A 19810-nucleotide genomic window follows, 5' to 3' on the forward strand; every position below is an offset into this window, starting at 1 on the left:
CAATGATCCGTCGCCCCGGCCCGCATAGCGGGGCAGGGGACAAGGAAGGGAGAGAGCATATGCTCCACACTGTTTCGAAACTGGCCATGGCCTGCGCCATGGGCGCAAGCGTCGCGACCATGCCTGCCATGGCCCAGTCGGCGGGCGAGCAGCGCCCCAACATATTGCTGATCATCGCCGATGACGTGGGGCTGGATGCGACCACCGGCATGTATCCCGGCATCGAGCAGGAGATGCTGGAGGCCTATGGCCCCGAAGGTCTCGACCATCCCGGCTACCTGAACATCGAGGGCAATCCTGCCTCCACGCCCGTGCTGGACCAGCTGGCGCGGGATGGCATGGTGTTCTTCAACGCCTGGGCGCAGCCCTTCTGCTCGCCAACCCGAGCATCGCTGCTGACGGGCCTCTACGCCCGCAACACCAATGTCGCGACCTATGCCGATGCGCTGAGCCAGCGGCATGACAGCTTCGTCCGCGACCTTGCGATGGACGGGAGTTACGTGACCGCCGCTTTCGGCAAGTGGCATATGGCGGGCCTGCCCAGCCAGAACGGGCCGGACTATCCCGGCATGAAGCCGAAGGAAGCGGGTTTCGACCTCTTCGTCGGCAATATGCACGCCGCCCTGCCGACCTTCTGGGACTACGAAACGCAGATGCAGGATTCCGGCACGCCGCCGGGCGAGTGGCGCAGCTACACTGCCGGGCCTGCCGAACTGCCGGGGATTGCGCCCAGCACCTATGCCGCGGTCCACAAGGGGCGCGACACGATCGACTGGATCCGGGCGCAGGAGGCAAGCGATCCCGACCGGCCGTGGTTCGCCTGGATGGCCTTCAACCTCGCCCATGCCACGATCATCCAGCAGCCCAGCGCGATGATGATCCCCAATGCAGATACGCTGGACGATGCGACCCGCGCCGAAATCGATGCCTGCGGCGGGGAGTACGGCACACAGAATGTCGGCGATTGCTCGCCCTATGCGCAGCTTCGGGCGATGACCAATTCGATGGACACGATCATCGGCCGGGTCCTGGACGAGGTCGACCGGCTCGATCCCAACACCATCGTCATCTTCGTGGGCGACAATGGCACGCCGATGTATGGCCGACCGGGCCTCGATTTCATCGACAATCTCTACATCACCCGCGAAGGGCGCGGGAAGGGCTCAGCCTTCGAAAGCGGCGCGCGCGTGCAGCTTGCCGTCCGCGGGCCGGGGATCGCGCCGGGGACAAGCAGCGACGAGATTACCCATGTCGCCGACCTCTTCCCCACCATCCTCGAGCTTGCTGGGCTCGCTGTTCCGGCAGAGGTCGCCAATTCGGACGGCAGCGCCAGCATCCCGCTCGACGGGGTGTCGATTGCGCCGATCCTGCATGGCGAGGCGGAGCATGTGCGCGATCCGTTGCGTGGCTTCGTCATCACCGAAAGCACCAATCTGATGCGCGATGGGCAGATGGTCGTGGGCGTGCGCAATGCCGGCTACAAGGTGGTATGCGTGGACGATGCGGGCAATTGCCTGCTCTACGACATGAAGCGCGACCCGCTGGAGGAATACCCGCTGGACCAGCCGGCAAGCTGCCCCGATGCGCTGGCCGGAGAGGAAAGCAGCCCCGGCTGGAGCTTCTGCTACCTGCAGGATATCGCCGCGCAGCGATCGATCCTGGCGCAACGTTAGGGCGTCATATGCAATCAGACATGCGGCGGCTTGAGGGCGGCCGGTTCCTGATGGGCTCCGACCGGTTCTACCCGGAGGAAGCGCCCGTTCGCGAGGTCGAGGTCGGTCCCTTCACGGTCGACATGGCACCGGTCACCAATGACCGCTTCGCCCGCTTCGTGTGGGAAACGGACTATGTCACGCTGGCGGAGAAGGCGCCCGATCTGGCGCACTATCCTGACGCCGATCCGTCACTGCTGGTGGCCGGCTCATCGGTGTTCACGCCGCCTGCGGTGCAGCCGCCTCTCAATGACTCGTTCGAATGGTGGTCCTGGACTCCGGGAGCCTGCTGGCGCCATCCGGAAGGGCCGGGCAGCTCGATTGCCGACAGGTCCGATCACCCGGTGGTGCATGTCGCGCTGGAAGATGCGCAGGCCTTCGCCGCATGGGAGGGCAAGCGCCTGCCGACCGAGGCGGAATGGGAATTCGCCGCACGCGGTGGCCTTGAAGGGGCCGACTATGCCTGGGGCGACGAGCTTGCCCCCGATGGCCGCATGATGGCCAATTACTGGCAGGGCCGCTTCCCGACGGAGAACTCGCTGGAGGACGGTTTCGCGCGCACATCGCCCGTCGGCCATTTCCCCGCGAACGGCTATGGGCTGTCGGACATGATCGGCAATGTCTGGGAATGGACCACCACGCCCTATGCCCCGGCGCAGAAGGAGGAGGGCGCCAGTTGCTGTGCGCCAGATGCGCGGATGGAAGTGGATCGCGAGCGCGAGGGGTACGCTTTCCATCTCATCAAGGGCGGATCGCATTTGTGCGCGGAGAATTATTGCCGCCGCTACCGACCGGCTGCGCGCTATCCGCAGTCGGTCGACACCAGCACGTCGCATATCGGTTTCCGGTGTGTCGTGGATGTTTAGAGCGTGAGACTGGCCTCTTCCTTGCATTTGAACGATAAATATATATATCGTGCATGTGAAAGGAGGCGTAATGGCTAGTCTACCGATCGAATTGCAGCCGGATGACGGCAAGCTGCTGACCTCCGCCATTGCGCGGATTGCGGAGTTCTGGGGGCTGACCAATGCGAAGTTGGGCAGTGTTCTGGGCCTCTCGGCTGCCACTGTGTCGCGCTTGCGGTCGGGTAAGGCGGAGCTGGACCCTGCCAGCAAGTCCTTCGAGGCGGCGCAATTCCTGCTGCGTCTGTTCCGCTCGCTCGACGCGATGCTGGGCAGTGACGATATGGCCGCGCGCGCCTGGCTCGCCACGCGCAATGTCGATCTCGACGCCAAGCCGATCGACCTGGTCGACAGCTTCAAGGGCCTGATGACGGTTTGCGACTATGTGGACGCCCACCGCGCTCGCGTCTGAATTCCGCCGCTATCGCCGGACCGTGTGGCGGGTGGTGGAAGCCCAGCACCGGATCTCGACCAATCGCCTTGCCGGCAATCTTGCCGAGCAGCAGCGGCTGGAGGAACTGGCAGACGCCGCCAAGCCGGACATGCCCAAGGCGGCGCAAGGCCTGCATTACCTGCTCGGCTCGCCCTTCCGCTATGGACACACGGTTGCCAGCCGCTTTCGCCGCGCCAATGAGCGGCCAGGTATCTTCTATGCCAGCGAGCAAGAGCGCACCGCCATCACCGAGACAGCATACTGGCGGCTCAAATTCTTCACCCGCTCACCCGGCTTCCTGCCTGGCAACCGCACCAGCGAGCATCTGAGCTTTTCCGTGCCGCTGTCAGTTGGGCGCCTGCTCGACACCACCAAGCCGCCGCTCGATGCAGACAAGCAGCGTTGGACCGATCCGGACGACTATTCCGCCTGCCAGGAGCTTGCGGGCAATGTCCGTGAAGCCAATGGACAGGCCATCCGCGCCCAGTCCGCGCGCGACCCCGAGGGGATCAATATCGCCCTGTTCGATCCGGCCTGTTTCGCGCAGAAAACGCCTGATCACGGGCGCAACTGGCACCTACGGCTCGAAGGCGAGAGGCTGACCGCCATCGCGCTCTTCCCGCATGACGAAGTTCTCGCCTTTTCGCCGCAGCAATTCGGGCTGCCTGCACTCGGCTGAGCTACCAGGAATCCTCGCGCGCCATCAGGTCCTTCAGCTTCACCAGCGCTTGCGCCTTCAGCTGGTGGACGCGCGGCACGCTGACTTCCAGCACCTGCGCGATTTCGGTAAGGTTCAACTCCTCGACGAAATAGAGCTGCAGCACCAGTTTCAGCCGGTCGGGCAAAGCCTCCATCGCCTCTCCCAGCCGCTCATTGTCCTGCAATTCGCACAGCACGGCAAAGGGATCGGGCAGGTCGGAGGCGAAGGCGGAACTGCTGTCGTCATAGCTTGTCTCCATCGAGACGAGCTGGATTTCCTCGGACAGGTATTGATCAAGCTCGCCGACGGGGATGGCCAGCTGCTCGGCCAGTTCCTCGCGTGTGGGTTCGCGTCCCAACTGCTGGCGCAGGCTGTCGCGCGCCTCGGCTGCTTGCCGCCGGCGTTTCACGGCATTGCGGCTGTCCGGCATCTGCTTGCGGATGAGGTCGAACATCGCGCCGCGCACGCGGATCTTGGCATAGGCGGCAAAGCCGTCCTCGCCCGGTCCCTCGTGATTGCGCGCGCATTCGGTCAGGGCAATGAAACCGGCCTGCATCAGGTCCTCGATCTCCAGCCCGTCGCGCCCCACGCCGTGGATATGCCAGGCGGCCTTGCGCACCATCGGCACGAAGCGCTTCACCCGGTCGGCGACGATATCCTGCGCGCGATAGGCGGCAGCGGCGGAGAAATTGCTGTGGTCGTGTTTCATGCGGCAAGCACCTCTTCAGCTCCTGCATCCGGCATGGCGGGCTGGTTCGCGGCGGCGAGGGCGGGCGCGGCAGGCGCGGCCTCTCCCCCGATCACGGCGATGACTTCGACCGGCTGGCTGGCCGGCAATTCGGTGATGGACAGCACCAGGCAGGCGGGCACACGCTGGCGCAGCAATGCGGTGAGCGCGCGGCGCGCGGGCGGCTGGACGATCAGCGCGAGGTTGCGCTCCGGGCCTGCCTCGGCGACGAGGGCGGAGACGCGCTCCCCGATCATGCGGGCACAATCGGGCTCGATTACCGGCTGCCCGGTCGCCGGGTCCTTCATCCCGCCCAGGATCGCGCTTTCGAGGCCTGCGTCGAGCGTCAGCACGCCCAGCGGCTGGTCCGGCGGACAGACCTGCCCCACCAGCCAGCTGCCGAGGTCGGCGCGGATATGGTCGACCAGCGTGTCGAAATCCTTGGTGACCTGCAGGCCCAGCGCGAGGCTGGAGAGCACGGGCAGCGGGTGGGAGAGGGTGATGCCATCGGCCAGCAACTGACGCAGCAGGCGCGTGATCGCGGCGAGCGAGAGCGGGTCGGGATGGATCGCCTCGACCAGCCCCGGCGCTTTGTCGCCCAGCGCATCGAGCAGTGCGCGCACCTCTTCGGGGCCGAGCAGCTGGTCGCCGCGCGCCTGCAGCAATTGGTTGAGATGGGTGGCGATGACCGTATCGGCCTGCACCGTCAGGAAACCCTCGGCGATGGCATGGTCGCGTTCGCCTGGAGAGATCCATAGGGCAGGGCAGCCGAAGCTGGGATCGCGCGTTTCCTCGCCCGAAAGGCCGTGGCTGCGCGCCACTTCGCCGGTATCGATGGCGAGGACGGCATCGGGGCGCGCTACGGCCCGAGCCAGCTCCACGCCGCCCAGCACGATGCGATAGGTATTGGCAGGCAGGTCGAGTGAATCGCGAATGCGGAATTGCGGGACGACGAAGCCGAAAGCCTTGCTCAGCTGCTTGCGCACACCGGTGACCGCGGTGACCAGCTGCGCGCCCTTGGCCTCGTCCACCAGGTGGATCAGGCCATAGCCGAGTTCGAGCGTGACCAGCGTCTGGTCGCTGACATCGGCGAGCTCGATGCGCTGTGGTTCATCCACCTCGGGCTCCACTTCGACCGGGACGGGTGCGTCCAGCCGTTTGCGCAAGGTGCGGTAGAGCCAGAAGGCGAGCGCGGCGGCGGGCAGGAAGACCATTTGCGGCATGGCCGGGACCAGGCCGATCGCGCCGAGGACCAGCGCCACCGGGAGCCAGCTGCCCGGCTGGCCGAATTGCCGCCCGATCTGGCCGACAAGGTCGCTCTGGTCGGTCACGCGGGTGACGATGGCGGCAGCGGCAATCGACAGCAGCAGGGCGGGGACCTGCGCCACCAGCGCGTCGCCCACGGCCAGCGTGATGTAGAGCTGCGCGGCCTCGCCTGCGGAAAGACCGTGCGTGATCATGCCGAGGGTGAAGCCGGCGATCACGTTCACCGCCAGGATCAGCAGCGCGGCGATGGCATCGCCCTTCACAAATTTGGAGGCGCCATCCATCGCGCCGTAGAAGTCGGCCTCGGTCGCGACTTCCGCGCGGCGGGCCTTGGCTTCCTGCGCCGTCATCAGTCCGGCGGCGATATCGGCATCGATCGCCATCTGCTTGCCCGGCAGCGCGTCCAGCGTGAAGCGGGCAGAGACTTCGGACACGCGGCCCGCGCCCTTGGTGATCACCACCATGTTGATGATCAGCAGGATGACGAAGACGAACAGGCCCACGGCGAAATTGCCGCCGACGAGGAAGGCGCCGAAACTCTCGATCACCTGGCCCGCCGCCGCGCCGCCTTCATGGCCATTGACCAGCACCACGCGGGTGGAGGCGACGTTGAGAGAAAGGCGCAGCAGCGTCGCAAACAGCAGCACGGTGGGAAAGGCGGAGAAGTCGAGCGGCTTGGCGGCATTGAGTGCGGCCATCAGCACGCCGATCGACAGGGCGATGTTGAAGACGAAGAAGGCGTCGAGAAGCACCGTCGGGATCGGCAGCACCATCATCGCGATCAGCGCGAGGATGCCGGTGGGCAGCGCCAGCGCACGCAGAGCTGTGGGGGAGAAGCCTTTGATCACAGTCCGAATGCCTCCATCCGGGCATAGGCCTTGCGGATATGGGCAAGGCCGGAATTGGTCTGGGTGTCAGCGCCGGTCAGCGCGAAGCTGTCGCGCAACGTGTCCGCCATGGACGTGCGCTGTGGCGCGTTCCCGGGCGGCGCGATGGGCGGCAGGCCGGGATAGGCGCGATCACGCCAGGCAGGTGGCGGCATACGGGATGAGGCGGGAATGGCCGGGAGCGGGGCAGGCGTGCCTGCCGCATAGCCATTGTCGGCCATGGCTCCCTCCACGCGGGTACGGACCAGCGCCATGACGTCCGCCACGCTGCGCTCGGCTCCGCCGCGTTCGTAGAAGATCGCGCGATTGGCGCTCGCCGCTTCGGGCAGCAGTCCGGCGGCCGGGCGGTCGGGATCAGTGGTGAGGGTGGTTAGGAAACGGCCCGCCGCTCCTGCGCCAAGGAAATGGGCGAGGTAGAGCTCGCTTGCATCGGGATCGCGGCCCAGCACGGGTTGCAGCGCTGCGCGGTTGTCGGTCGCCAGCGCGCCCGCCATCAGCGAGGCTGCTTGCGGGTCGAAGCGCAAATCCATGATTGCCTGCCGCATGGAGGGATCGGTGATGCGCGCGCGGCCGTTGCGCGTCTCGATCGCCTGCGCGATGCCGCCATAGCCCAAGGCATCGCCATGTTTGTCGAGCGTGGCGAGCCAGGTCTGGTCGATAAACTGGTAGAGGCCGCTGGCGCTGGACGTGCGCGCCTGCGCCATCGGGTCCATGCCGGATTCGATCCGCGCCTGTGCGAGGAGATAGGAGAAGTCGACGCCGGTGCGCCGCGCCGCCTGCGCGATCGCGGCATGCGGCGCGCGCGAGGCCATCATCGGCATGCCCGTGACGGCCGGGCTCATCATGCTGGGGTCACTCATCCGCCCACTTCCTTGCGATTACTCCAGTGGAGCCTTTTGCTCCTCCGGAACTCTCAGCAAGTTGCGTGCCATTTTCGCATATGGCGGATGTGGCGGAGCTCAGGCCCGCACGGCGGCTGGGTTGCTGTAAAGGGCGGGCGAGCGGGTCAGCGCATCGAGGCGCGCGGCGACATTGGCCGCCAGCAGGTTGCGGACCTTGCGATTGACCTCGTTCTGGTGCCGGGCGGCTTCGAGGAGGCCGGTGCATTCGCTGTCTATGTCCTGCGCGTTCTCGGCTTCGAGCACGGCGCAGAGCGAATGCTTCTGCGTGCTGGAGGCGAGCAGCGCATCCACGTCGAGGGCGGCAAGTGCTTGCCGCTCATCGTCTAGCACGGCAAGCATCTGCCGCAGGCTATCGGCAAGCGGGCGGGTCGTGGTCACGGAAGCGCTCACTGGCCGTTGCTCAGCATCAGGCGGGCAGCGATGATCGCATCGGTGATCTTCGCCGGGACGATCGGATAGCTACCATCGCGCAGGGCCTCGCGGATCTGCGCCACGCGGTCATTATCGACCGGCACGTCGCCAGCGGAAACGCGGGATCCGGTCTGCACCGCCACGCCCTTGTCGGCCACGCTCTCGGCCTTGGCCGTCTTCGCTTCGGGCCGCGCGCCGGACATGTCGCGGCCGGTGGGGCGGATCGTGCCCGGGCCGCTCAGCTTGGATACGTCGTAGAGGGACATGATCGTCGCTCCTTGTTGGTTCTCACCGCTCAGGACGGGTGCCGGAGGCGGGGTTTAAGATTTTCGTCAGTAAAATATTTCAGCCCAGCGGAATCACCGCGCGGCCGGGAGTATCGATACGGGCGCGCACCGCCTCGCGATTGCCTTCGGGCCGCACGCGGATCCATTCGCCTACGGAGCCATCTTCCAGCGCTTCGCCCTGCTGGCTGACGCTGAAGCCGCGGCCCTGGATGGTTATGGTGAGCACCTGTCCACGCTCGACGCCCGGCATACGCCGAGCCTGCGCCGGGGCGGCAGCTACGGCAGCGGTTACGCCACCGCTATTGACCGGCACGAAGATGCGCCAGCCCTGGCCAGCCGTGCATTCCACCCGCACCATGTCCGCTCTCACGCCATGCCAGGCGAGCGAAAGCTGCTGCGGGCAGGTCGAGAGGCGCAGGCGGCGATCGACCGGATGGCGCGCGCCGCCCGGCGTGCCGATGCCCGCGCCGGTGAAGGCGGCGACTTCGGCATCGATGGCACCGTGATCGATGAAGCTTTGCGCGGCAAGCGGCGCGGAGGCCAGCAGGCACAGCGCGGCAGGGCCGGTGAGGGCTGCGGTAAGGCGAGGCATGGATTGCATCTCCCGGAAGAGGTCAGTCATGCTCCGCTTCAAGCAAGCTGCGTGCCAGTTCCATGTTCCGATCATGCGCGAACAGAGCGATCACCTGCGAGCTTTCCGCAGGCTGCAGGATCACGCGTGCCTCCACACCCGCTTCGTGCGCTTCGGCCGCCCATTGTTCGGTCCGTTCGCGGATGGCGGGGCGATCTTCGGGGGCGTAGAAGCCCTGGATCGTTAATTGCTCGCCCTCCATCGGGCGATAGGCGGCGAGCCATTCGGAAAGCGGAGGCGCGCCGGGCGCATCGGCATGCACCGCGCTGGCGATGCCGGTCTCGATGGCTCCGCTGGCCGAGCGCGGCCTCGTGGCGGGCAGGTATTCATCCTCCGGCATCCCGGAGAGCCCTGACAGCGCCGTTCCCGTAAGCACGAAGAGGATCAGCGACAGGTCCGCCAGAGGCACCATCCATCCGGCTTCGCGTCCCGGCATCATGCGGCGACATCCCTGCCGCCGCCGCTCCTGCTCGCGGCGAGCGATAGCGAGGGCGGGCAACTCTCGCTCAGTTGCTCGGACAGCCAGTCGAACAATTGCTGGCGTTCCTGTTCCTCGCGCTCTCCGCGCCGGTCCACCGCGCGGGCGAGGGGATGGAAGACGAGATGCGCAAGCACCAGCCCGTAAAGCGTGGTGAGAATGGCCATGGCGATACCGGTCACCAGCGCCCCTTCCTCGCCCTCCACGCCCAGCTGCATTTGCGAGAGGGCCAGCAAGGTGCCGACCATGCCGAAAACCGGCGCAGCCTCGGCGGCAAGGCGGATCGGGCGCAGCGCTGCCTCGCAAAGCCGTTGGCGATCCTCGCGAAAGCGGCGATGCACGGCGAGCAGCGAATGCAGCGAACGGTCATGGATCAGCGCATTGGTGGCGAGGGTAATCTCGCTATCGGTGCTGGCGCAGGGGACGGAGCGGAGCAAGCCGTCGCGGCGCATATCCTCCACATTGCGGGCGATCTGCGCGCGGACTTTCTGCTGGTTGAAGGCGGGCGTGACGAGGCTGCCGATGGCCCGCGCGGCGGCACCAAGCTCGCCGCTGCCGCTGCCCAGCAGCACCGCCAACAGCGTGCCGCCCAGCACGATCACCGCACCGAGGCCATCCCACAGGGCCGAGATTTCCATGCCAAATGCTCCTTTGCCTGATCCAGAACGGCTGGCGCGGCGTGTGATTTAGAGGCGGCGGCATTTTGCCGGTGGCGGCAAGCGCTTGCCGCTTTCGCCCTGCCGCACGGGAGAGAGCGGCAGGGCAGGCGCAATTGGCACACCCCTTGCAGAACTGATCGCGCATGGGCGGCTCCCCCGTCCGGCTGCAAAGGAGACACACGATGAGCGAGAGGCTTTTCGGCATTCACGGCGCCGCGCTGGAATTGCGTTCGCACCGCATGGGGCTGCTCACCTCCAACATCGCCAATGCCGCCACGCCCGGATACAAGGCGCGCGACATCGATTTCGCCAGCGCGCTGGAAGCACGCACGGCGGGCGCAACGCGCGACGCCTCGATCGAGACCGCCACCCGCTATCGCATCCCCACCATGCCTTCGCTCGACGGCAATACGGTGGAACTGGCGAATGAGCAGATGGCCTTTGCCGAAAATGCCGTCGCCTATTCCGCCACGCTGACCTTCCTCAATGGCCGGGTGCAGACGATCACCCGCGCGCTGAAGGGAGAATGAGCATGAGCGGCCAGACCTCCCTCTTCAACATCGTCCAGCGCGGCATGTCCGCGCAGATGATCCGCATGAACGCGGCAGCATCCAATATCGCCAATTCGGGCTCCGTCGCCGGCAGCGAGGAGCAGGCCTATCGCCCCGTGCGCGCGGTGTTCCAGCAGGAGCTGGACCAGGCGAGCGGCATGTCTTCCGTGCGCGTATCCGAAGTGCGTCAGGCCGATGCCATGCCGATCCGCCGCCACGATCCCGGCCACCCCTTGGCCGACGAGAATGGCGATGTGTGGGAAGCCCCCGTCGATGAGACCGAGGAGATGGTCGAGATCATGGAGAGCGCCCGCCAGTACCAGAACCTCGTCGAAGCCATGCAGACCGCCAAGCAGCTGATGCTCGAAACAATCAGGAGCAAGTGATGACCAGCATTTCCACCTCTGTCGCAAGCAATCTGAAGGCGATCAACAATGACGGCGACAAGCCCGTGATCAAGAGCGATGAGAGCGGCTTCGGCGCGCTCGGTCAGGGTGATTTCCTGCGCCTGTTGACCACCCAGCTGCAGCAGCAGGACCCGTTCGAACCGGTCGATAACAAGGACATGCTGGCGCAGATGGCGCAGTTCTCCGCTCTCGCCGGATCTTCCACCACCAATGCCACTCTGGGCGACATTTCCGCCAAGCTCGACGCGCTGATCGAGGCGCAGCGGGCGGCCCCTGCCACATCCACCGATTCCTGAGGAGTACGACCCGATGACCTCTTTCTATACGTCGCTGAACGGCCTGAAGAATTCGCAGACCGACCTGTCCACCATCGCGCATAACATCGCCAATGCCGAAACTACCGGTTACAAGAAGAGTAGCGTCGAATTTGCCGATATCGTCGCCAATGGCTCCGCCGCCAATCCGCGCCTGTCGCAGGGCCTGGGTGCGACGGTCGCCGGCGTCAACCAGAACTTCGGCCTCGGTGCGATCGAGCAGACCGGCCGCAGTCTCGACGTTGCCATCGATGGTGACGGCTTCTTCGCCATCCGCAACCCTGAAAGCGGGCAGGTACTGTTCACCCGCAACGGCAATTTCCAGATCGACGGTGCAGGCGCGCTGACCGATTTTTCGGGCAAGACACTGCAGGTCTTCGAAGTCGATGCGACGGGCACAGTGATCAATCCGGGCGTCACGATCGATGGCATGGTGCCTACCGTCAACGGCGGTGGTGCGGAACTGTCCAGCATCGTCATCGAGAAGAACGGCCTGATTAACGCCGCCTATGCCGATGGCACCACCGAACCGGTGGGCCGCGTGGCGCTGGCGACCTTTATTGCGCCTACCGGCCTCAAGGCAGTCGGGTCGACCAATTGGGAGACCACCGGCTTTTCCGGCACGGCGACTTTCGAGCTGCCGGGCAATGGCCGCAACGGCCAGCTGCTCTCCGGCGCGCTGGAGAAATCCAACGTCGACCTGGCCGAGGAAATGGTCGGGCTGATCACCGCCCAGCGCAATTTCCAGGCCAATGCCAAGGCGATCGATACCGCCACCCAGTTCTCGCAGACCATCATCAACCTGCGCAGCTGATCCTGACCACAACTGACGGGAGGCCCAGACGATGGACCGGATGATCTATACCGCCCTGTCCGGCATGGATGCCGCAATGACGCGTCAGCGCGCCATTGCCAGTAATCTTGCCAATGCCGGCACGACCGGTTTCCGCGCGGAAACCTTCAGCACCGCCTCTCTCCACATGCGCGGCGAAAGCTTCGACGTGCGCGGGCTGGCGCAGGGCGCGGTGCGCGGGGCGGACATGACGCCGGGCTCCATCAACCAGACGGGCCGCAATCTCGATATCGCGGTCAATGGCGAGGCGCTGATCGCCTTGCAGGCGCCCGATGGCAGCGAAGTCTATTCGCGCCGCGGCGACTTGCTGCCCGATGCCGCAGGCCGCCTCGTCAATGGCGAGGGGCTGCCGGTGATGGGTGAGGCGGGGCCGCTGGTCGCGCCTCCGGGATGGAACCTGTCGATTGCCAGCGACGGCGGCGTCTATGCCGCCGATCCCGGCGCGCCTGACGTGCCTGCCGATCTCGTCGGCCGGATCAAGCTCGCCAGTCCCGCCGGCAGTCCGCTGCTGAAAGGCCTGGACGGCCTGTTGCGCGTTCCCGGCGGCGGCATCCTGCCCGCCGATCCGGAGACGCAGGTGGTCACCGGCGCGCTGGAACAAAGCAATGTCGATACCGCTGGCACGCTGGTGGACATGATCGACGCCCAGCGCAGCTTCGAACGCCGCGTGAAACTTATTTCGACCGCAGACCAGCTCGACCAGGCCTCCTCGCGCCTGATGTCGCTGAGCTGACCCCTAAGCCAGTTGAAAGGATAGCAAGATGCCTACATCCGCCCTCCAGGTGGCCCGCACGGGCCTAGAGGCACAGGACACCCGCATGCGGGTGATCGCCCACAACCTCGCCAATATCGGCACCACCGGATTCAAGCGCGATCGCGCCAGTTTCCAGACGCTCGCCTATGACGATGCGCGCGTGGCTGGGCAGCGTTCGACCGGCGAGACCGCCTATGCCATCGGCCTCAACCTCGGCACGGGCGTGGCGGTGCAGGGCACCACGCGGATCGATACGCAGGGCACGATGAGCACCACGGGAAACAATCTCGACCTGGCGCTGGACGGTTCAGGCTTTTTCGAGGTGGAGCTGCCGGGTGGCGAGATCGCCTATACCCGCGCGGGCAATTTCACCCTCTCGGCCGAAGGCACGCTGGTGACCGCGCAGGGCTTCACGCTCAATCCCGCGATCCAGGTGCCGGAGGGCGCGCAGTCGATCGCGATCTCGCCCGATGGAACGGTGACCGCTGTGGTCGCCGGCGACACGGCACCGGCCGAGTTGGGGCAGATCACCATCGCCAGCTTCGTCAATCCGGCGGGGCTGCAGGCGATCGGCGACAACCTCTTGAAGGAAACCGCCGCCAGCGGTGCCGCCGATACCGGTGCAGCGGGCGCGAACGGCCGCGGCCAGATCCGCCAGGGCATGCTGGAAGCCTCCAACGTGAACGTGGTGGAGGAGCTGGTCGAGATGATCGAGGCGCAGCGCTCCTACGAAATCAATTCCAAGATGATCAGCGCGGTCGACGAAATGCTGCGCAACGCCAACCAGACCTTGTGAGACAGAAGATGAGAGCGATCCTGATACTGGCCGCGGGCTGCAGCCTGCTGGCTTCCTGCGGCATGGAAGGCGGCCGGCCGAACCCCGGCTTTTCCGCCACCCTGCCGCCGCCCTCGCCGGTCCACACTCCGGAGAACGGCGCCATCTACCAACGCAATGTCGGCTATGCCGCGCTGCACGAAGGTACGCGCGCGCGCCGGGTGGGCGATCTCGTCACTATCATGCTGGTCGAAAGCGTCGGCACGTCGAAGAGCACCAGCGCCTCCACCGCACGCGATGGATCGGTGGCCTTGACCCCGCCGACAGCGGGTCCGCTCGATTTCCTCAATCCCAATGCCCTTAATGCATCGGCGGACTCGTCGTTCAATGGTCAGGGCAATGCTTCGCAGCGCAGCACGCTCAACGGCGCCATCGCGGTCACCATCGCGGAGGTTCGCCCGAACGGCACCGCGCTGGTGGTTGGAGAAAAGCAGATGCGTTTGAGCCAGGGAGACGAGTGGGTGCAGTTCGCCGGTATCCTGCGCCTGGCCGATATCGACGCCGACAATCGCGTTGCCTCCAGCCGCATTGCCGATGCGCAGATCATCTATGGCGGCAATGGCGCGATCCAGCAGGCCAGCCGTCCGGGCTGGCTGGGCCGCTTCTTCAACATGGTGAGTCCGTTCTGATGGCGGCCTCTCTCATGCGCCTCGCCAGCGCGGTCCTTCTGGGACTGGCGCTTTTCATCCAGGCAACGCCCGCCCATGCGGAGCGTATTCGCGATCTTGGCGCCTTCCAGGGCGTGCGTCCGAACCAGCTGACCGGCTATGGCATCGTCGTCGGCCTCGATGGCACGGGTGACGATAACTTCGAGTACGTGACGCAGGCCATGCGCGGCGTGTCGGGCCGCTTCGGCCTTACCCTGCCGCCGGGTGTCTCGCCGGGTCTCAAGAACGCCGCCGCGGTCATCATCACCGCCGAACTGCCGGCCTTTTCGAAGCCCGGCCAGACCATCGATGTGACCGTGTCCACTATCGGCCGCGCGCGTTCGCTGCGTGGCGGGTCGCTGGTGCTGACGCCGCTCCAGGGTGCGGACGGGCAGGTCTATGCCATGGCGCAGGGCAACCTCGCCGTGGGCGGGTTGGGCGTATCGGGCCGCGACGGATCGCAGCTGTCGGTGAATGTCCCGACCGTGGGCCGCATCGCCGATGGCGCGACCGTGGAACTGGCGGTCGCGACCGGCTTCGACAGCGAGGGGGAGCTGCGCTTCAACCTCCACAATGCCGATTTCCAGACCGCCGCGCGTCTGCGCGACGCGGTAAACACCCAATTTCCCGGCGCGGCGCGCATCGTCGATGCGGTGACCCTGTCGATCGTCATGCCCTTTGGCGGCGATGCCCGGTCGGAGATGATCGCCGATATCGAGATGCTGCAGGTCGTGCCGGCGGAAACGCCCGCGCGGGTGATCGTCAACAGCCGCACCGGTACGGTGGTGATCAATTCCGCCGTCCGCCTTGCGCCCGCTGCGGTCAGCCACGGCAAGCTGGTGGTGCGGATCGAGGAAGATCCGATGATCGTCCAGCCCGAACCTTTCAGCCGCGGCCAGACCGCGCTGGAGGAATCGACCAATATCGACGTGACGCAGGAGGAAACCCGCGTCGCGCTGATGCAGGGCGGGGCGAACCTGTCCGAGATCGTCGATGCGCTGAACATGCTGGGCGTCGGCGCCGCCGACCTGGTGGTGATCCTCGAAGCCCTGAAGCAGGCAGGCGCGCTGCAAGCCGAAATGGTGGTGCTGTGAGCCCGCTCGGTGTCCCTCCGGTCTCCACGACGAGCGCGGTCACGCCGCTCGAGCCACCAGCGAATGGCGACTTGCGCAAGGCCGCGCAGGCTTTCGAGGCGATCATGCTGCGCCAGCTGCTCGCCAGTGCGCGGGCGAACGATCTTGGTGGTGACGAGCTGTTCGGCGGCCCCGGCCTCGAACAGTTCGAAGCCATGCGCGACGAGCACTTCGCCGATGTCGCCTCGCAGCAGGGCGTGTTCGGCCTTGCCGAAGCGATCGAGCGGCAGCTGGCCGCGCATGTTTCCACGGAAGGGTAACGAGCAATGTCGGGCAGCCTGATCCTGATTGGCAAGAGCGGCGCGATGGCCGCGCGTTCGGCGCTGGACATCACCGCGCAGAACATCGCCAATGCCAGCAATCCGGATTATGCGCGAAGGACGATCACCATGGAGGAGGTCGCCGCGCGCGGCGGCATAGGCATGGAGCCTGCTGGAGCGTTGAGCGGCGTTCGCCCGGCGCAAGTGCTGCGCTCCAATTCCACCTTCCTGCAAAGCGAGGCGCGCCGTACCTCCAGCGACGTCAACCGCGCCGATGCGGAACTGTCGGGCCTGCGCAATGCCGAAGCGGCGGTGGAGCAGGCCGGCATCTATCCCGCCATCGTCGATTTCGAAGCCAGCCTCTCACGCCTTGCTTCCGACCCCCTCGACGGGTCCCTGCGCGCTGCGGTGCTGGAGGATGGCCGCCGCCTGGCCCAGACCTTCCAGATCGCCACCAGCGGGCTCGACGTGGCCGAAGCCGACATCACCTTCCAGACCGATGCCGGGGTCGACCAGATGAACCTGCTGGCGAGTGAGCTTGCCCGCACCAATGTCTCGATCGCCCGCGTGCGCCCGGGCAGCAGCAATATGGCGGTGCTGCACGACCAGCGCGATGCGCTGCTGCGCGACATGGCCGAGCTGGGCGGTATCACCACCACTTACGATTCCGTCGGCCGGGTCAGCGTGCAGCTGGGCGGGGAAACGCTGGTGACCGGAGCGCAGACGACCGCGCTCAGCAAGAGCACCAATGGTGACGGCAGCTTCGCCTTCGCGGTAGGCGGAAATGCGATCACGCTTTCTTCGGGCAGCCTGCTGGGCGCATCGCAGGCGCGCGATGCCATCGCCACGCTGCGCACCGATCTTGACGCTCTCGCCAGCCAGGTTGCCACCACGGCCAATACCGCGCAGGGCAATGGCGCAGACATCAACGGTGCTGGCGGACAGCCATTCTTCAGCGGCACCACCGCTGCTACGATCTCGCTGGCGCTGACATCGGGAGGCCAGATCGCCACCGCGCCTGCCGGTTCGCCTGCGGGCAGCCGCGATATCTCGAACCTGCAGGCCTTGCGCGGTGCCATGGCCACCAACGGTCCGGCGCGGTCCGCCGATACGATCCTCTTCACCCTGTCGAGCGCGATAAGCGCGCGGACCGTTACGCGCGACGCCTTGCAGACCATCGCCGATACTGCCGGCATCGCCCTGTCGGCGGAGACGGGCGTGGACCTCGATCAGGAAGCCACCAACCTCCTTCGCTATCAGCAGGCCTTCGAAGCCTCCGGACGCGTCATACAGGTGGCCGCAGACATATTCGATACGATGTTGGGGATCGGCCGATGAACGCGATTACAAATTCAACCCTTGCCTTCTATCGCCGCGCGACTGTTCACATGAGCGGGCTGCGCGCCGAAGCGGAGGATTTGCAGGGCCAGCTCGCTTCGGGCGAGAAGCTCTCGCGCTCATCGGACGATCCGGTCGCCGCCTCCCGCCTGCGCAGCCTGTCGCGGCAGGACCGGCTGGGCGAGATCGACGCCGGCAATGCCAAGCGCGCCAGCGACGACTTGCAGCTCACCGGCAATGCGCTCGATTCCATCGCCGAGGACCTCATCCGCGCGCGCGAACTGGCGCTATGGGCGGCCAGCGATCCGCTGGGCGACGAGGAGCGCCGCACGATCGGGCAGGAGCTGGAAGAGCTGGTCGGACGCGTGATGAGTTCGGCCAACGCGCTCGATTCCAGCGGCAACGCGCTGTTCGGCGGGGAGACCAGTGGCAAGGCCTATGAGATCGATGGCACGGGCGCGGTAGTCTATGTCGGCACTGCTTCCAGCGGCGAGCTCGACCTCGGCAGCGGGCAAACCGTCACGCGCGGGCTGACCGGCCCCGAAGTGCTCAATTTCACCACCGGCGGCACGCCGACCGACGTGTTCGCGCATATCGGCACGCTGGCCGCCGCGTTGCAGGGCGGTGCGGCCGATCCAGCCGCCGCGGCGCGCGATGCGCTGACCGGTTTCGACGACGCGCTGGATTCGCTCACGCGGGCGCAGACCGTGGCCGGATCGCGCGTGGCGTGGATCGACGTGATACAGGAGCGGCAGGTCGACCAGTCCTTCTCCCGCGCGCAGCAGATGGCGGATACGGGCGGCGTCGATTTTGCCTCTACCGTGGTCGAGCTGCAGCAGATCCTCACCGTGCTGGAAGCCAGCCAGACAGGCTTTGCGCGCCTCTCGCGCCTCAGCCTGTTCGACAACATCTGATCCTGAAGGGAAGGACCCCTTATGTTTGCAGCTATCGGGATCGTTATCCTGCTGATCATGGTGTTCGGGGGATTCGTGATCGCTGGCGGGTCGCTTGGCCCGGTGCTGGCGGCCGTGCCGCTGGAGATGATGATTATCGGCGGCGCCGCGCTGGGGGCGACGGTCGCCGGCAATTCCATGCACGAATTGAAGCTGTTGGGCGCGGGACTTGGCAAGGTGTTCAAGGGCCCGCGCTATTCGGACCAGGACCATGTCGATGCCATTGCGCTGACCAGCAAGATGATGAAGATGCTCAAGACCGAAGGGCCGGTGGCGCTGGAATCGCATGTCACCAATCCCAAGGATTCGACGATCTTCGCCGAATATCCCGCGCTGCTGGCAGACCCGGCGGTGACCAATCTGATCTGCGACACGCTGACGCTGCTGGTCGTCTCCTCCGGCTCGCTCGACACCCATGCGGTGGAGGATGTGATGGACAATGCCATCAAGTCCGAACTGCACGAGATGGAAGAGCCCGCCCATGCGCTGCAATCGCTGGCCGATGCGCTGCCGGCGCTGGGTATCGTTGCCGCCGTTCTGGGCGTGATCAAGACCATGGGCTCGATCGACGAGCCGCCTTCGGTTCTGGGTGGCATGATCGGTTCGGCGCTGGTCGGGACCTTCCTTGGCGTGCTGCTCGCCTATGGCATCGTCGGCCCGCTCGCCGGGAGGCTGAAGCAGGTCAATTCGCATGACGCGCAGATCCTCCAATCGATCAAGCAGGTGCTGATCGCCTCGCTTCACGGCTATCCTCAGCCGCTGGTGGTCGAAAGTGCCCGTTCGGGCCTGCCGCCCGCCCATCGCCCGCCGCTGACCGACCTGCTCGATGCGCTGAGGGGCAAGTAACATGGCGACAGCGCCAGCTCCCCTGCCGGAGGAAGCCATTCCTGCGCCGATCATCGTCAAGAAGGTGATCGTCTCTGGCGGAGATGGCCATCACGGTGGCGCGTGGAAAGTCGCCTATGCCGACTTCGTGACCGCGATGATGGCCTTCTTCCTGCTGCTGTGGCTGCTGGGTGCGACGACTGAGGACCAGCGCAAGGGCCTGGCCGACTATTTCACGCCCACGCTGGTCAAGATGCGTGAACAGAGCGCGGGATCGGACGGCATGCTGGGCGGCTCATCCATCACCGATGTCGACAATTATCCCAATGCCGCGGGGCAGACCGGCACGATGTCGATCACGATCCCGCGCGGTACCAAGGGCGGTCCGAAAGAAGGCGGTGCCGAGGAGGCCGAGCGGCGGCGCGCGGAGATCGCCCGGCAGATCCAGGAAAGGATCGCGGCGGTCGAACGGCTGCGGCACCTTACGCGCCAGGTGCGGGTGATGCGCACACCCGAAGGCATTCGCATCGACCTGGTCGATGATGCCGATTTCTCCATGTTCCACCTCAGCTCCACCGTGCTGGTACCTGAAGCGCGCGAATTGCTGGGCATCGTGGCGGAAGCCGTTGAGCCGCAAGGCGCCCAGATCGTCATTCGCGGCCATACCGATGCGCTGCGCTGGCGAGCGGGCGGGGGTGCGAATAACTGGTCGCTCTCCACCGGCCGGGCCGAGGCGACGCGCCAGCAAATGCTGCTGACCGGCATTCCGGAGGCGCGCTTCGACCGGATCGAAGGCGTCGCCGATCGTGAATTGCTGGTGCGTGACGATCCGGCCGATCCGCGCAATCGCCGCATCTCGATCCTGCTCTTGCAGTAAAGGACTGTTCCCGGAAGCCTTCGGAAAACTGCCTAGGCAGGTGCTGGAGATCGCTCAACCATGCCCGT

General features: G+C 66.0%; 25 protein-coding genes. 17 read left to right on the forward strand and 8 right to left on the reverse strand.

The features are described from left to right. Positions 1 to 2 precede the first annotated feature (2 nt). The 4 genes from E5222_RS03335 (at position 3) to E5222_RS03350 (ending at position 3726) form a co-directional block, all read left to right on the forward strand. Positions 3 to 1673 carry a sulfatase family protein gene (locus E5222_RS03335; protein ID WP_136692288.1) on the forward strand — a complete coding sequence of 557 codons (1671 nt, stop codon included), beginning with the start codon at positions 3 to 5 and terminating at the stop codon, positions 1671 to 1673. A 20-nt stretch (positions 1674 to 1693) separates the two neighbouring features. Next, positions 1694 to 2578, forward strand: coding sequence for a formylglycine-generating enzyme family protein (locus tag E5222_RS03340; protein WP_136692910.1), 885 nt, complete (start codon positions 1694 to 1696; stop codon positions 2576 to 2578). Between the two features lie 70 nt (positions 2579 to 2648). Continuing rightward, positions 2649 to 3026, forward strand: coding sequence for an MbcA/ParS/Xre antitoxin family protein (locus E5222_RS03345; protein WP_136692289.1), 378 nt, complete (start codon positions 2649 to 2651; stop codon positions 3024 to 3026). Then, positions 2998 to 3726 (forward strand): RES family NAD+ phosphorylase, encoded by a 729-nt coding sequence (locus E5222_RS03350; RefSeq protein ID WP_136692290.1) that lies wholly within the window; start codon positions 2998 to 3000, stop codon positions 3724 to 3726. The genes E5222_RS03345 and E5222_RS03350 overlap by 29 nt, the downstream gene beginning before the upstream one ends. A gap of 1 nt (position 3727) precedes the next feature. Here E5222_RS03350 and E5222_RS03355 read toward each other — a convergent pair whose 3' ends face one another. The 8 genes from E5222_RS03355 to E5222_RS03390 form a co-directional block, all read right to left on the reverse strand. Next, positions 3728 to 4456 carry a sigma-70 family RNA polymerase sigma factor gene (locus tag E5222_RS03355; protein ID WP_136692291.1) on the reverse strand — a complete coding sequence of 243 codons (729 nt, stop codon included), beginning with the start codon at positions 4454 to 4456 and terminating at the stop codon, positions 3728 to 3730. Next, positions 4453 to 6516: a flagellar biosynthesis protein FlhA gene (locus E5222_RS03360; RefSeq protein ID WP_246021572.1), complete on the reverse strand. Its 2064-nt coding sequence runs from the start codon at positions 6514 to 6516 to the stop codon at positions 4453 to 4455. The genes E5222_RS03355 and E5222_RS03360 overlap by 4 nt, the downstream gene beginning before the upstream one ends. Positions 6517 to 6584: 68 nt before the next feature. Continuing rightward, a complete protein-coding gene (locus E5222_RS03365) occupies positions 6585 to 7487 on the reverse strand; it encodes a transglycosylase SLT domain-containing protein (protein ID WP_246021525.1) in 903 nt (300 codons plus the stop codon). Positions 7488 to 7586: 99 nt separating this feature from the next. Further along, a complete protein-coding gene (locus E5222_RS03370; RefSeq protein ID WP_246021526.1) occupies positions 7587 to 7907 on the reverse strand; it encodes a flagellar protein FlgN in 321 nt (106 codons plus the stop codon). A gap of 8 nt (positions 7908 to 7915) precedes the next feature. Beyond that, complete coding sequence (locus E5222_RS03375) at positions 7916 to 8206, reverse strand: flagellar biosynthesis anti-sigma factor FlgM (RefSeq protein ID WP_136692293.1); 291 nt, start codon at positions 8204 to 8206, stop codon at positions 7916 to 7918. A 79-nt stretch (positions 8207 to 8285) separates the two neighbouring features. Then, positions 8286 to 8819 carry a flagella basal body P-ring formation protein FlgA gene (locus E5222_RS03380; protein ID WP_169053462.1) on the reverse strand — a complete coding sequence of 178 codons (534 nt, stop codon included), beginning with the start codon at positions 8817 to 8819 and terminating at the stop codon, positions 8286 to 8288. A gap of 22 nt (positions 8820 to 8841) precedes the next feature. Next, complete coding sequence (locus E5222_RS03385) at positions 8842 to 9297, reverse strand: hypothetical protein (protein WP_136692295.1); 456 nt, start codon at positions 9295 to 9297, stop codon at positions 8842 to 8844. Continuing rightward, a complete protein-coding gene (locus tag E5222_RS03390) occupies positions 9294 to 9974 on the reverse strand; it encodes a MotA/TolQ/ExbB proton channel family protein (protein WP_136692296.1) in 681 nt (226 codons plus the stop codon). The genes E5222_RS03385 and E5222_RS03390 overlap by 4 nt, the downstream gene beginning before the upstream one ends. A 203-nt stretch (positions 9975 to 10177) precedes the next feature. Between E5222_RS03390 and flgB the strand changes: the two genes are divergently transcribed. From flgB to E5222_RS03455, 13 genes are read left to right on the forward strand one after another with little or no spacing between them, the layout of a single operon-like run. Then, positions 10178 to 10525, forward strand: coding sequence for a flagellar basal body rod protein FlgB (flgB, locus tag E5222_RS03395; protein WP_136692297.1), 348 nt, complete (start codon positions 10178 to 10180; stop codon positions 10523 to 10525). Beyond that, positions 10522 to 10932: a flagellar basal body rod protein FlgC gene (gene flgC / locus E5222_RS03400; RefSeq protein WP_136692298.1), complete on the forward strand. Its 411-nt coding sequence runs from the start codon at positions 10522 to 10524 to the stop codon at positions 10930 to 10932. Before flgB ends, flgC begins: the two co-directional genes overlap by 4 nt. After that, the gene (locus tag E5222_RS03405; RefSeq protein WP_136692299.1) at positions 10932 to 11249 is read left to right on the forward strand and encodes a flagellar hook assembly protein FlgD; all 318 of its coding nucleotides are present in this window, start codon (positions 10932 to 10934) and stop codon (positions 11247 to 11249) included. Before flgC ends, E5222_RS03405 begins: the two co-directional genes overlap by 1 nt. Before the next feature lie 13 nt (positions 11250 to 11262). Continuing rightward, positions 11263 to 12081, forward strand: a complete 819-nt coding sequence (locus E5222_RS03410; RefSeq protein ID WP_136692300.1) for a flagellar hook-basal body protein — start codon at positions 11263 to 11265, stop codon at positions 12079 to 12081. A 31-nt stretch (positions 12082 to 12112) separates the two neighbouring features. Beyond that, positions 12113 to 12853, forward strand: coding sequence for a flagellar basal body rod protein FlgF (locus E5222_RS03415; RefSeq protein WP_136692301.1), 741 nt, complete (start codon positions 12113 to 12115; stop codon positions 12851 to 12853). 28 nt (positions 12854 to 12881) lie between these two features. Beyond that, the gene (flgG, locus tag E5222_RS03420) at positions 12882 to 13670 is read left to right on the forward strand and encodes a flagellar basal-body rod protein FlgG (protein WP_136692302.1); all 789 of its coding nucleotides are present in this window, start codon (positions 12882 to 12884) and stop codon (positions 13668 to 13670) included. Positions 13671 to 13678: 8 nt separating this feature from the next. Then, positions 13679 to 14338 carry a flagellar basal body L-ring protein FlgH gene (locus tag E5222_RS03425; RefSeq protein ID WP_136692303.1) on the forward strand — a complete coding sequence of 220 codons (660 nt, stop codon included), beginning with the start codon at positions 13679 to 13681 and terminating at the stop codon, positions 14336 to 14338. Next, positions 14338 to 15450, forward strand: a complete 1113-nt coding sequence (locus E5222_RS03430) for a flagellar basal body P-ring protein FlgI (protein ID WP_136692304.1) — start codon at positions 14338 to 14340, stop codon at positions 15448 to 15450. Before E5222_RS03425 ends, E5222_RS03430 begins: the two co-directional genes overlap by 1 nt. Continuing rightward, complete coding sequence (locus E5222_RS16735; protein WP_246021527.1) at positions 15447 to 15749, forward strand: rod-binding protein; 303 nt, start codon at positions 15447 to 15449, stop codon at positions 15747 to 15749. The genes E5222_RS03430 and E5222_RS16735 overlap by 4 nt, the downstream gene beginning before the upstream one ends. 6 nt (positions 15750 to 15755) lie before the next feature. Beyond that, positions 15756 to 17087, forward strand: coding sequence for a flagellar hook-associated protein FlgK (flgK, locus tag E5222_RS03440; protein ID WP_136692305.1), 1332 nt, complete (start codon positions 15756 to 15758; stop codon positions 17085 to 17087). Next, complete coding sequence (locus E5222_RS03445; RefSeq protein ID WP_136692306.1) at positions 17084 to 18001, forward strand: flagellin N-terminal helical domain-containing protein; 918 nt, start codon at positions 17084 to 17086, stop codon at positions 17999 to 18001. Before flgK ends, E5222_RS03445 begins: the two co-directional genes overlap by 4 nt. Before the next feature lie 21 nt (positions 18002 to 18022). After that, positions 18023 to 18886, forward strand: coding sequence for a flagellar motor stator protein MotA (gene motA / locus E5222_RS03450; RefSeq protein WP_136692307.1), 864 nt, complete (start codon positions 18023 to 18025; stop codon positions 18884 to 18886). A gap of 1 nt (position 18887) precedes the next feature. Further along, positions 18888 to 19742, forward strand: coding sequence for a flagellar motor protein MotB (locus tag E5222_RS03455; protein ID WP_136692308.1), 855 nt, complete (start codon positions 18888 to 18890; stop codon positions 19740 to 19742). The last annotated feature ends 68 nt before the right edge of the window (positions 19743 to 19810 follow it).

This window comes from Alteraurantiacibacter aquimixticola, from assembly GCF_004965515.1.
Taxonomy (GTDB): domain Bacteria; phylum Pseudomonadota; class Alphaproteobacteria; order Sphingomonadales; family Sphingomonadaceae; genus Alteraurantiacibacter; species Alteraurantiacibacter aquimixticola.